The sequence below is a fragment of the Oceanibaculum indicum P24 genome, from assembly GCF_000299935.1.
In the GTDB taxonomy this organism is placed as follows: domain Bacteria; phylum Pseudomonadota; class Alphaproteobacteria; order Oceanibaculales; family Oceanibaculaceae; genus Oceanibaculum; species Oceanibaculum indicum.
On the sequence record NZ_AMRL01000030.1, the window covers coordinates 1 to 12,163 of the forward strand.

General features: G+C 66.6%; 12 protein-coding genes. 5 read left to right on the plus strand and 7 right to left on the minus strand.

Annotated elements, in window-relative coordinates:
• The 6 genes from P24_RS16520 to P24_RS16545 all read right to left on the minus strand — a co-directional run.
• Positions 1 to 294 (minus strand): DUF3035 domain-containing protein (locus P24_RS16520; RefSeq protein ID WP_008945888.1); only part of this gene is annotated, 294 nt, incomplete at its 3' end.
• Positions 291 to 794, minus strand: a complete 504-nt coding sequence (gene lspA, locus P24_RS16525) for a signal peptidase II (protein WP_051013169.1) — start codon at positions 792 to 794, stop codon at positions 291 to 293. The genes P24_RS16520 and lspA, both read right to left, overlap by 4 nt.
• Positions 791 to 3,697 (minus strand): isoleucine--tRNA ligase, encoded by a 2,907-nt coding sequence (ileS, locus tag P24_RS16530; RefSeq protein WP_008945890.1) that lies wholly within the window; start codon positions 3,695 to 3,697, stop codon positions 791 to 793. The genes lspA and ileS overlap by 4 nt, the downstream gene beginning before the upstream one ends.
• Positions 3,698 to 3,765: 68 nt before the next feature.
• Positions 3,766 to 4,731 (minus strand): bifunctional riboflavin kinase/FAD synthetase, encoded by a 966-nt coding sequence (locus tag P24_RS16535; RefSeq protein WP_008945891.1) that lies wholly within the window; start codon positions 4,729 to 4,731, stop codon positions 3,766 to 3,768.
• Between the two features lie 151 nt (positions 4,732 to 4,882).
• Complete coding sequence (locus P24_RS16540) at positions 4,883 to 5,329, minus strand: MaoC family dehydratase (protein ID WP_008945892.1); 447 nt, start codon at positions 5,327 to 5,329, stop codon at positions 4,883 to 4,885.
• A gap of 143 nt (positions 5,330 to 5,472) precedes the next feature.
• Positions 5,473 to 5,955, minus strand: a complete 483-nt coding sequence (locus P24_RS16545; RefSeq protein ID WP_008945893.1) for a peroxiredoxin — start codon at positions 5,953 to 5,955, stop codon at positions 5,473 to 5,475.
• A 190-nt stretch (positions 5,956 to 6,145) separates the two neighbouring features.
• Between P24_RS16545 and P24_RS16550 the strand changes: the two genes are divergently transcribed.
• Positions 6,146 to 6,751: a YqgE/AlgH family protein gene (locus P24_RS16550; RefSeq protein ID WP_008945894.1), complete on the plus strand. Its 606-nt coding sequence runs from the start codon at positions 6,146 to 6,148 to the stop codon at positions 6,749 to 6,751.
• 22 nt (positions 6,752 to 6,773) lie between these two features.
• Here the strand turns inward: P24_RS16550 and P24_RS16555 are convergent, their stop codons facing one another.
• The gene (locus P24_RS16555) at positions 6,774 to 7,364 is read right to left on the minus strand and encodes a GNAT family N-acetyltransferase (protein ID WP_008945895.1); all 591 of its coding nucleotides are present in this window, start codon (positions 7,362 to 7,364) and stop codon (positions 6,774 to 6,776) included.
• A gap of 167 nt (positions 7,365 to 7,531) precedes the next feature.
• Between P24_RS16555 and ykgO the strand changes: the two genes are divergently transcribed.
• The 4 genes from ykgO to glcF all read left to right on the plus strand — a co-directional run bounded on the left by ykgO (position 7,532) and on the right by glcF (position 12,074).
• Entirely contained in the window at positions 7,532 to 7,657 is a 126-nt protein-coding gene (gene ykgO, locus P24_RS16560) for a type B 50S ribosomal protein L36 (protein WP_008945896.1), read from the plus strand.
• 377 nt (positions 7,658 to 8,034) lie between these two features.
• The gene (locus P24_RS16565) at positions 8,035 to 9,537 is read left to right on the plus strand and encodes an FAD-linked oxidase C-terminal domain-containing protein (RefSeq protein WP_008945897.1); all 1,503 of its coding nucleotides are present in this window, start codon (positions 8,035 to 8,037) and stop codon (positions 9,535 to 9,537) included.
• Positions 9,538 to 9,545: 8 nt separating this feature from the next.
• Positions 9,546 to 10,775 carry an FAD-binding protein gene (locus P24_RS16570; protein WP_008945898.1) on the plus strand — a complete coding sequence of 410 codons (1,230 nt, stop codon included), beginning with the start codon at positions 9,546 to 9,548 and terminating at the stop codon, positions 10,773 to 10,775.
• Between the two features lie 6 nt (positions 10,776 to 10,781).
• The gene (gene glcF, locus P24_RS16575) at positions 10,782 to 12,074 is read left to right on the plus strand and encodes a glycolate oxidase subunit GlcF (protein WP_008945899.1); all 1,293 of its coding nucleotides are present in this window, start codon (positions 10,782 to 10,784) and stop codon (positions 12,072 to 12,074) included.
• The last annotated feature ends 89 nt before the right edge of the window (positions 12,075 to 12,163 follow it).

A 12,163-nucleotide genomic window follows, 5' to 3' on the forward strand; every position in this document is an offset into this window, starting at 1 on the left:
GCCGGCAGTGCCGCCGCCCAGCACCTGCTGGCGCGCCTGCTCGGTCGGCGACGGTTCCTGCGGGCGCGGCGCGCCCGGCTCCGGCGGGCGCAGCGTATATTGCGGCGGCAGGCTGAGCGGCGCACGCTTCACCACGGTGAACTCGTCCGGCGCGCGCTTGCCGAGACCCATCGCCTGCCTGGCCTCGCTGCAGCCGGCGAGCAACCCGGCGGCGACAAGAAGAACGCCCGCCGCGCGCGCCGAGGCAAGCCAGCCCCGGCTGCCTGACCGATCCGTAATGCGCACCGTCTTCATTCCTTCTCTCCCGAAGCCTGGCCCGATGCCAGGAACAGCTCATGATACAGGATCATGACGACCCCAAGGCTGATCGCCGCATCGGCGATATTGAAAGCCGGCCAATGATAACCCGAAATGTGAAAATCGAGAAAATCCACGACAGCGCCAAACCGCAGCCGGTCGATCACATTGCCCAGCGCGCCGCCGATCACCGCCCCCAGCGCCACCGCCAGCAGCGGATGCCGGGCCCGGCGCAGCCAGACGAACAGCCCGGCGGCAATCACCACCGCCACCGCCGACAGTATCCAGGGCACCCACTCCTGATGACCGGCGAACAGGCCGAAGCTGACCCCCCGGTTCCACACCGGCGTCAGGTTGAAGAAGCCGGTCAGCACGATCCGCCGCGGCGGGTCGAAGATCAGCGACAGCATCCATTCCTTCGTCGCCAGGTCGGCGACGAATATCAGCAGGGCGATGATCAATCCCAGCCGCGCAAGAGAACCGCCGGCTCGCGTCACGCGGCGGCCCCCTGGATGGTCTCAACCGCATCGGCGCAGCGCTGGCACACCGCCTCATGGCCCGGCACATGGCCAACCTCGGGCAGCTGCCGCCAGCAGCGCTCGCACTTCTCGCCGCCGGCCAGTCCCGGCACCACGGCCACGCCGGCGACATCCGGCAGGCGGAAGGCGTCCGCCGGTGCCGCGTCCGTGGTCAGGGTGGCGCCGGAGGTGATGAAGATCTCCGCCGCGTCCAGCCCCTCATAGGCCTTCACCGCCTCGCCCGAGACATGCACGGTGGGGTGCGCCTGCAGGGAGGAGCCGATGCGCTTCTGCGCGCGCTCCAGTTCCAGCGCGCCGGTGACGACACGGCGCACATCGCGCACGATCTCCCACTTCTCGGCCAGCGCCGCGTCCAGCCAGTCCACCGGGACCTCGGGGAACAGCTCCAGATGCACCGACCAGTCCTCGGACGGGTGCCGGGCAAGCCAGGCCTCCTCCATGGTGAAGGGCATCATGGGCGCCAGCCAGGTGACGACGCTGTGGAACAGCCGGTCCACGACATAGAGGGCCGCCTTGCGGCGCGGGCTGTCCGGCGCGTCGCAATAGACCGCGTCCTTGCGCACGTCGAAATAGAAGGCCGACAGATCGACCGTCATGAACTGGATCATCGCCGCGACGATGCGCTTGAAGTCATAGACGCGGTAGCTGTCGCGCACCAGCCGGTCCAGCTCCGCCAGTCGGTGCAGCATCAGGCGCTCCAGCTCCGGCATCTCGGCCAGCGGCATGGCGGTGCCGTCATAGCCGTCCAGCGTGCCCAGCATCCAGCGCACCGTGTTGCGCATCTTGCGGTAGGCATCGGTGGTGGTCTTCAGGATTTCCGGGCCGATGCGCTGATCCTCGGCATAGTCGGTGCTGACCACCCACAGGCGCAGGATATCGGCGCCGGACTGGTCGATCACATCCTGCGGGAACACCTGGTTGCCCAGCGACTTCGACATCTTGCGGCCGTCCTCGGCCATGGTGAAGCCGTGGGTGATGACCGCATCGTAGGGCGCGCGCCCGCGCGTGCCGCAGCTTTCGATGAGCGAGGAATGGAACCAGCCGCGATGCTGGTCGGTCCCTTCCAGATAGACATCCGCCGGCCATTTCAGGTCGGGCCGCTGCTCCAGCACGAAGGCATGGGTCGAGCCGGAATCGAACCAGACGTCGAGAATGTCGCGGACCTGCTCCCACGGCTCCAGATCGTTCACCAGCCCGGTGAGGAAGCGCTCCTTGGCACCCTCGGCGAACCAGGCATCCGCGCCTTCCGCCATGAAGGCATCGCGGATGCGCTGCGCAAGATCGTCACTGCCGGCGAAATCCGGGCCGGGGGCCAGCTCGCCGGTCTCCTTGTGGCGGAACACGGCGATCGGCACGCCCCAGGCGCGCTGGCGCGAGACCACCCAGTCCGGCTTGTTCTGGATCATCGAGCGCAGCCGGTTCTGCCCGCCCGCCGGATAGAAGGCGGTCTCGTCGATGGCCTTCAGCGACCGCGCGCGCAGGCTGTCGCCCTTGCCGTCGATGTCGCGGTCCATATGGATGAACCATTGCGGCGTGTTGCGGAAGATGATCGGCTTCTTGGAGCGCCAGCTGTGCGGATACTGATGCTTCAGCCGCCCCCGCGCGACCATCATGCCCGCCGCCGCCAGCGCATCGATCACAGCCTGGTTGGCATCGCCCTTCTCGCCCGTGTCGGTGATGATTCGGCGGCCCTCGAAGCCGGGCGCTTCCTTCGTGAAGAAGCCGTCATCATCCACCGTGAAGGGGATGGTGGTGTCGATGCCGCGCGCGGAAAGCTCGCGCGCATTATCCATCCAGGCCTCGAAGTCGTCCGCGCCATGGCCGGGGGCGGTGTGCACGAAGCCGGTACCGGCATCGTCGGTCACATGGTCGCCCGCCAGCAGCGGCACGTCGAACTCGTAGCCCTGACCGCGCAGCGGATGGGCGCAGATACCGCCGGCAAGCGCCTCGCCCGGTACGCCGGTCAGCCGCTCATAGCCATCGACCTTGGCCGCCTTCAGCACGCCCTCGGCCAGCGCATCGGCCAGGATCAGCTTCTGCCCCTTCGCCGCCCAGTTGCCCTCCGGCGCGTCCGTCACCTCATAGAGGCCGTAGGAGATGCGATCCGAATAGCAGATCGCCCGGTTGCCCGGCATGGTCCAGGGGGTGGTGGTCCAGATCACCACGCTGGCGCCGTCCAGCGCCGGGTCGCCCGCCTTCACGACGGGGAAACGCACGAAGATCGTATCCGACTGGTAGTCGTGATACTCGATCTCAGCCTCGGCCAGCGCGGTCTTCTCGACGACCGACCACATGACCGGCTTGGAGCCGCGATAGAGCTGGCCGGTGCGCGCGAATTTCTGCAGCTCGGCGGCGATGATCGCCTCGGCCTCATAGGCCATGGTGAGGTAGGGGCGGTCCCAGTCGCCCTCGACGCCCAGCCGGCGGAACTCCTCGGACTGGATGGCGACCCATTTTTCCGCATAGCGCCGGCATTCGGCGCGGAAATCGTTGATCGGCACCTCGTCCTTGTTGCGGCCGGCGGCGCGGTATTCCTCCTCCACCTTCCATTCGATGGGCAGGCCGTGGCAGTCCCAGCCGGGGACGTAGTTGGAATCCTTGCCCAGCATCTGCTGCGAGCGGGTGACCACATCCTTCAGCGTCTTGTTCAGCGCGTGGCCGATATGCAGATGGCCGTTGGCATAAGGCGGGCCGTCATGCAGCACGAACAGCGGCCGGCCCTTGGCAACTTCCCGCATCTTCCGGTACAGGCCGATCTTCTGCCAGCGCTCGATCAGGCGTGGCTCCATCTGCGGCAGGCCCGCGCGCATCGGGAAATCGGTCTTCGGCAGAAAGACGGTCGCTTTGTAATCAACGCTCATCGAACGAACTCTTGGCAATCGAGAGGGGATATCCCCGAAAATCGTGACGCGCCGGCCCGTGTGGTGCCTCAGCTTGCGCCGGCGGCAGAACCGCGCGGCCGTGCGGCAGCAAGCATTTCCCGCACCACGCGGCAGTCGAGGGCGATTTGTGCCTGCAAAGCGTCCAGCCCGTCAAACTTCTTCTCCGGCCGCACATAATCGACCAGCCGGACGCTGATCCGCCGGCCATAGAGGTCGCCGGTGAAGTCCAGCAGATGCACCTCCATCAGGTCGCCGCGATCGGCCACCGTCGGGCGGATGCCGAAATTGGCCGCCCCGGCATGCCAGGGGCCATGACCATCGATCTGCGCCTCCACCGCATAGATGCCGCGCGCCGGGTGTAGCACCTTGCCAAGCCGGAAATTCGCCGTCGGATAGCCGATGGTGCGGCCGATCTGGTCGCCGCGCTCCACCACGCCCTGCAGCGTCCAGTAGCGGTCCAGCAGCGCCGCCGCCTCGGCCGGCTTGCCCTCGGCCAGCAGCGCGCGGATACGGCTGGACGAACAGACCCCGCCATCCGGGGCCGGCACCGGCGCCAGCGTTGTCACGCCGAAGCCATGGCGCCCGCCCAGCTCGCGCAGCAGCGCCACATCACCGCCGCGCTTGTGGCCGAAATGGAAATCCTCGCCCACCACCACATGGGAGACGCCGAACTTGCGCACCAGGATTTCCGCGACGAACTCCGCCGCCGGCAGCAGCGACAGCGCCCGGTCGAAGCTCTGCACATAGGTGGCGTCCAGCCCGGTGGCAGCCAGCAGCGCCAGCTTTTCCTCCGGCCCGTACAGCAGGAAGGGGGCGGCGTCCGGCTGGAACAGCAGGCGGGGATGCGGCTCGAAGGTCAGCGCGGCGGACGGGCAGCCGCGTTCGGCGGCGATGGCGCGTGCACGGTCAATCAGCGCACGGTGCCCCAGATGCACCCCGTCCATATTGCCGATGGCGATGGCGGCGCCGCGTTCGGCCGCCGGAATCGCCGCGAGATCGCGCCAGATGCGCATGGCCCTGCCCGTTATGTTGCACGAAAGCGGCCTGTAAGCTGGCCAATCTGGCCGGCAAGATCAACAGACTCTTATGCGGATGGGCGATTTCCAGCCGATTTGCCGCACCAAAGGGCGCTTGTCATGCCCGGCAAGACAGGAAGGGAGAAACCTAATCCGCGGCCTCGGCACGGGCGGGGACCATCACCGTCGCCTCGCCATCCAGCACCGCCTTGTTACCGACATGGCAGATGGTTTCCAGAACCACCCGGTTCTTGTCGGGGAAGATGTCCTTCACCGTCACGCGGGCGGTCACCGTATCGCCGATGCGCACCGGCGCCTTGAAGGCCAGCGTCTGGTTGAGGTAGATGCAGCCCGGCCCCGGCAGCTTCGTGCCCAGCACGGTGGATATCAGACTCGCCGACAGCAGGCCATGGGCGATACGGCCGCGAAACACGGTCTGGCCAGCATATTGCTCGTCCAGATGCACCGGGTTGGTATCGCCGGAGATACCAGCGAACAGCACAATATCGGCCTCGGTCACCGTCTTGCTGAAACTCGCGGTCTGGCCGACCGCCAGCTCGTCGATATAGGCGCCGCGCCTTTCCTCAAGCGACATCGGACTCCCCATTGCTGCAATGCACAATGGGACGGGACTATACGGCCAAATCCGGCCCTCCACAAGCGAGCGCTAAAGCAAACCCGCATCCACGAAAAAGGCGCCGCAAGCGGCGCCTTTCCCGATATTCCCTGCGCAGAAGCTTACAGCTTCGCCAGGATGCTCTCGGCGCTGGAGACCTGGAAGGCGCCCGGCTCCTCGACCTCAAGTCGGGTGACCTTGCCGTCATCCACGATCATGGCGTAGCGCTGCGAGCGCACGCCCATGCCACGCGCGGTCAGGTCCAGCTCCAGCCCGACCGCCTTGGTGAAGGCAGCGCTGCCGTCGGCCAGCATGACGACCTTGCCGTCGCTCTTCTGGTCCTTGGCCCAGGCGTCCATGACGAAGGCATCGTTCACCGACAGGCAGGCGATGGTATCCACACCCTTGCCCTTCAGATCGGCGGCCTTCTCGACGAAGCCCGGCACATGCTTGGCCGAGCAGGTCGGGGTGAAGGCGCCCGGCAGGGCGAACAGCACGACCTTCTTGCCCTTGAAGAAATCGTCGGTGGACACCTCGTTGATGCCGTCGGCGGTCTTCACCTGCAGCGTCACGGACGGAATCTTGTCGCCAACCTTGATCGTCATCGGACGTCATCCCTTCTCTGGATTTTCAGCGTTGCGCGGCGGAAATGCGGAACCTCGCCGGCTTTCGTGGCAGACTATAACGCAACGCCCGGCTAAATCCAGACGTGGCAGGCCATAGCCAGGACGTGATTTACCTGACCGCCGCCCCCAAATATAGTGACGATATTCTGACGCCTGCGATGAGATGCCGATGAGCTTCGACGACAGGAACAATCCGGGGGACGACCCGCACGGCGATGATGGCTACCTGACGGGCAAGCTGCTGATCGCCATGCCGACGATGCGCGACCCGCGCTTCGCCCGGTCGGTCATCTATCTGTGCGCCCATAATGAAGAGGGTGCCATGGGGCTGGTGGTGAACCGGCTGATCGGCACGCTGACCTTTACCGACCTGATGGCGCAGCTGAACCTCTCTGCCCCAATGGCCGAGCCGGAGAAGAAGATCCATTTCGGCGGGCCGGTGGAGACCAGCCGGGGTTTCGTGCTGCACAGCGCGGAATACCAGCAGGAAGAGACCATGCTGGTCGATAATGGCTTCGGGCTGACCGCGACTATCGACATCTTGCGCGCCATCGCCAATGGCGGCGGCCCCAGCCGCTCGCTGCTGGCGCTGGGCTATGCCGGCTGGGGGCCGGGGCAGCTCGATACCGAAATCCAGGAAAATGGCTGGCTCAGCGTCGATGCCGATGCCGCGCTGGTGTTCGATGAAGGTGATCTCGACCATAAATGGGAGCGCGCCATGGCGAAGATCGGCGTCGAACCCAGCATGTTGTCGGGCGAGGCCGGCAGGGCGTAGAGGCTGGGCGTAAAGGCTGGACTTAAAGCCGGTCCCGCAGGTCTTCGCGCAGGATAGCGAACAGCAGATGGTCCTGCCAGGCGCCGTCGATCTTCAGATAACCACGCGCCAGCCCTTCGCGGCTGAACCCGGCCTTTTCCAGCACCCGCCGGCTGGACTCATTATGTACCAGGCAGGCCGCCTCCACCCGGTGCAGCCCCAGCGTGCCGAAGGCGAAGCGCAGGCCAAGCCGCACCGCCTCCGTCATATAGCCCTGGCCGGCGAAGGGCACGCCCATCCAGTAGCCGTAGCTGCCGCACTGCGCCACGCCGCGCCGCACATTGCCCAGCGTGATACCGCCCAGCAGCTGGTCGTCATCCTTGCGGAACAGGAAGAAGGCGTAGCCCTCGTCGCGCTCCCACTCCTCGGCATAGCGCTGCAGGCGGCGGCGATAGGAGGCCCGGCTCAGCGCATCGCCGGCCCAGGTCGGCTCCCAGGGGGTCAGGAAATCGCGGCTGAGCGCGCGCAATTCCGCCCATTGCCGCCAGTCGCGCCGACGCGGCGGGCGCAGGTAGAGCCGCTCGCCCCAGAGGGCGGTTTCCGGCGTCGAGGGCGTCAGAAATGTCAGAACCACACGCTATAATGACATTGCCACGCGACCGGGGTAAAGCACCCGGTACGGTCATCCCCGGCGCAATAAGAGTCTTTTCCGCGCCTTTCGCACCGATCCGCCGTTGACAGAAGGGGGTGCGGTCCGTATGTTCCCGGCCTCTTTCCATTCGACATACGAGGATTGCGGCGATGAAGATCGTCAATTCGCTGAAGTCGATCAAGCAGCGCGACAAGAACTGCCGCATCGTGCGTCGTCGTGGTCGCCTGTATGTGATCAACAAAAAGAATCCCCGCTTCAAGGCCCGCCAGGGTTAAGTCCCAGGGGCTGAGTCGCGGTTTCTACCGCTATTCGTAAAACCGCCGGCGCCGCAAGGCCCGGCGGTTTTCGTTTGCGTGGGTTTTGGACTGCTCCCTCTTCCCTTGCGTGAGAGGGTAAGAAAATACTCGCCCTCTCCAACCGTCACCCCCGCACTTGTTGCGGGGGTCCAGGCCTCGGCTCGCTGGATATCCGCCGAGCAGGCTAAAGCCTGGATTCCCGGGACAAGCCCGGGAATGGCGACGGAGAAATGAGGCGGCACGGTAAGCCATTATTCTTCCCACCTCCCCATTGCCCCCGGCTGCGCCTGGCTGTATGCAGGATGACAAATAAAGGCCCAACTGGTATTACCAATATGGGTTGAGGGAGGACAGAAATGCAGATGCCGGAGCCGGACAAGGCAACCCTGGCCCGCCGGGGCGAGATCGTCGCCGCGCTGCGTTCTATCGTGCCCGGTGGGAAGATGGGGGGCGAAGGCGTGATCGACGCACCCGAGGAGATGAAGGCCTACGAGAGCGACGGTCTGACCGCCTACCGCACCCTGCCGATGATCGTCGTGCTGCCGGAGACCACGGAACAGGTCTCTGCCGTGCTGCGCTACTGCCACGAGAACAAGGTGAAGGTGGTGCCGCGCGGGGCCGGCACCTCGCTGTCCGGGGGGGCGCTGCCGCTGGCCGATGGCGTACTGCTGGGCATGGGCAAGTTCAACCGCGTGCTCGACATCGATTACGATAATCGCTGCGCCGTGGTGCAGCCGGGCGTCACCAACCTGGGCATCACCACCGCCGTGCAGGAGAAGGGCTTCTACTACGCCCCCGATCCGTCGAGCCAGATCGCCTGCACCATCGGCGGCAATGTGGCGGAGAACTCCGGCGGCGTGCACTGCCTGAAATACGGCCTGACCACCAACAATGTGCTGGGTGTGAAGATGGTGCTGATCGACGGCACGGTGGTGCGCATCGGCGGCCGGCACCTGGATGCGGAAGGCTATGACCTGCTGGGCGCGGTCATCGGCTCCGAAGGACTGCTCGGCGTGGTGACGGAAGTGGCCGTGCGCATCCTGCAGAAGCCGGCCACCGCGCGCGCCGTGCTGCTGGGCTTCCCGACCAGCGAGAGTGCCGGCAACTGCGTCGGCGCCATCATCGCGGCGGGCATCATCCCCGGCGGCATGGAGATGATGGACCGGCCGGCGATCCATGCAGCGGAGGATTTCGTGCATGCGGGATATCCGCGCGATGTCGAGGCGCTGCTGATCGTCGAACTGGACGGGCCGGAGGTCGAGGTCGATCACCTGATCGCACGGGTGGCGGAGATCGCCGCCGCCAATGGCGCGGTCTATAACCGGGTCAGCGAGAGCGAGGCCGAACGGCTGAATTTCTGGGCCGGACGCAAGGCCGCCTTCCCCGCCGTGGGGCGTATCTCGCCGGATTATTACTGCATGGACGGCACCATCCCGCGCGGCCGCCTGCCCGAGGTGCTGGCGCGCATGACCGAGCTGTCGAACCAGTACGGGCTGCGCGTCGCCAATGTGTTCCATGCCGGCGACGGCAATCTGCACCCGCTGATCCTGTACGACGCCAACAAGCCGGGCGAGCTGGAAAAGGCGGAGGAATTCGGCAGCGACATCCTGCGCCTCTGTGTCGAGGTCGGCGGCGTGCTGACCGGCGAGCATGGCGTCGGCGTGGAAAAGCGCGACCTGATGCCCGCCATGTTCAGCGAGGTGGATCTGGCGCAGCAGCAGCGGCTGAAATGTGCCTTCGATCCGGACGGGCTGCTGAACCCCGGCAAGGTGTTCCCGCAGCTCCATCGCTGCGCCGAGCTGGGCCGCATGCATATCCATCGCGGCCAGGTGCCGTTCCCCGACCTTCCGCGCTTCTGAGTCCGCCGATGACCGAGACATTGCGCCCCGAAACGCTGGAGCAGCTGCGCGACGCCGTCGCCTGGGCGGTCGCCGAGGAACAGCCACTGGAGATCGTCGCACGCGGCACGAAGCGCGGCCTTGGCCGCCCGGTGCAGGCCAGCCATACGCTGGACACCTCCGCCCTTTCCGGCATCACGCTCTATGAGCCGGAGGAACTGGTGATGAGCGCGCGTGCCGGCACGCCTCTCGCCGAGATCGAGGCGGCGCTGGCCGAGAAGAACCAGCAGCTGGCCTTCGAGCCCGGCGACTGGGGGCCGCTGCTGGGCCAGCCCGCGAAGGCCGGCAGCATCGCCGGCATCTTCGCCTGCAACATCGCCGGGCCACGCCGCCTGAAATCGGGCGCGGCGCGCGACCATGTGCTGGGCTTCCACGGCGTCAGCGGGCGCGGCGAGATCTACAAGGCCGGCGGCCGGGTGGTGAAGAACGTCACTGGCTACGACCTGCCGAAGCTGTTCTGCTCCTCTCACGGCACGCTGACTGTAGCCTCGGAGCTGACCTTCAAGGTGCTGCCGGCGCCGGAGAAGACCTACAGCGTGCTGGTGCTGGGCCTCGATGGCGACGCCGCCACGCGCGCCATGGCGCTAGCCATGACCAGCCCGCACGAGGTGGCCAGCGCAGCACACCTGCCCGCCGATGTCGCGGGCGATTCCGCCGTCTCCTACCTGCGCGAAGCCGGCGCGTCGGTTACCGCGATCCGCGTCGAGGGGCCGGGCCCGTCGGTCGAGCATCGCTGCCGGGAGCTGCGCGCGCTGCTGGAAAGCCTCGGCCCGACCGAGGAGCTGCACACGCATAATTCCAAAACTCTTTGGCGAGAACTGGCGGATGTCGCCCCCTTCGCCGCCCGGCCCGGCCTGCAGCTCTGGCGGATTTCCGTGGCGCCGATGGCAGGGGCCGGCGTTGCCGCCGCGATCCATACCGCCGTGCCGGGGGCGGTACATTATCTCGACTGGCAGGGCGGGCTAGTGTGGCTGGGTGTGCCGCCGGCGCCCGACGCCCATGCCGATGCCGTGCGCGCCGCCGTGGCCGCTTCCGGCGGCGGCCATGCCACGCTGATCCGCGCGGCGGGCGATGTGCGCGCCGCCATCGATGTGTTCCAGCCGCAGGAAGCCGGCCTTGCCGCCATCAGCCGGCGGGTGAAGGCTGCATTCGATCCGCGCGGGGTGCTGAACCCCGGCCGGCTCTATCCGGGAGTGTAAGGCCAGATGCAGACCAATTTCTCCCTGGCGCAGCTCGCCGACCCGAACATCGCCGCCGCCAACGACATACTGCGCTCCTGCGTGCATTGCGGCTTCTGCACCGCGACCTGCCCGACCTATGTGCTGCTGGGCGACGAGCTGGACAGCCCGCGCGGGCGCATCTACCTGATCAAGGATATGCTGGAGGGCGACCGCCCGGCGACGGCGCAGGTGGCGAAGCATATCGACCGCTGCCTGACCTGCCTGTCCTGCATGACCACCTGCCCGTCCGGCGTGCATTACATGCATCTGGTCGATCATGCGCGCAGCCATATCGAGAAGACCTACAGGCGGCCTTTCCTCGACCGCGCGATGCGGGCGCTGCTGGCGAACCTGCTGCCCTATCCCAACCGCTTCCGCCTGGCGCTGATCGGCGCCTGGCTGGCAAGGCCGTTGCGCCATGTCCTGACAGGACGGCTTCGGGCGATGCTGGCGCTGGCGCCGAAGGCGATCCCCAGCCCGTCGCCGGTGGACCGGCCGCAGGTCTTTCCTGCCGAAGGGACGCGCCGCAAGCGCGTGGCGTTGCTGTCCGGCTGTGCCCAGCCGGTGCTGTCGCCCGGCATCAACGAGGCAACCATCCGCCTGCTGACCCGCCATGGCTGCGAGGTCGTGGTGGCGGCGGGGGCCGGCTGCTGCGGCGCCCTGACCCACCATATGGGCCGGGAGGACAGCGCCCATGCCCTCGCCAAATCCACCATCGCCGCCTGGACCCGCGAGATCGAGGGCGCGGGGCTGGACGCCATCGTGATCAACGCCTCGGGCTGCGGCACCACGGTGAAGGATTACGGCTTCATGTTCCGCACCGACCCGGACTGGGCGGACAAGGCGGCGAAGGTCTCGGCGCTCACCAGGGATGTGACGGAGCTGATGGATGAGCTGGGCCTGACTCCCCCCTCGGTCGCGACCGGCCAGCGCGTGACCTATCACTCCGCCTGCTCCATGCAGCACGGGCAGAAGATCAAGACCCTGCCGCAGACGCTGCTGACAAAGGCCGGCTTTACCGTGACGGACGTGCCGGAAGGCCATCTCTGCTGTGGCTCGGCGGGCACCTACAACATGCTGCAGCCGGAGATCGCCACCCGCCTGCGCGACCTCAAGCTGGCGAATATCGAAAAGACACAGCCCGATATCATCGCCGCCGGCAATCTCGGCTGCATGACGCAGATCGGCAGCGGCACCGAAACCCCGATCGTCCACACCGTCGAACTGCTGGACTGGGCGACCGGCGGCCCAAAGCCGAAGTCGCTGGAACGGGATTAGGCGGGCCAGCCGCGCAACCATCTTCATTTCCGCTTTACGATAGTATGTCGGTTAATCATACTACCCTTATGAATCATCTCCTGCACCGC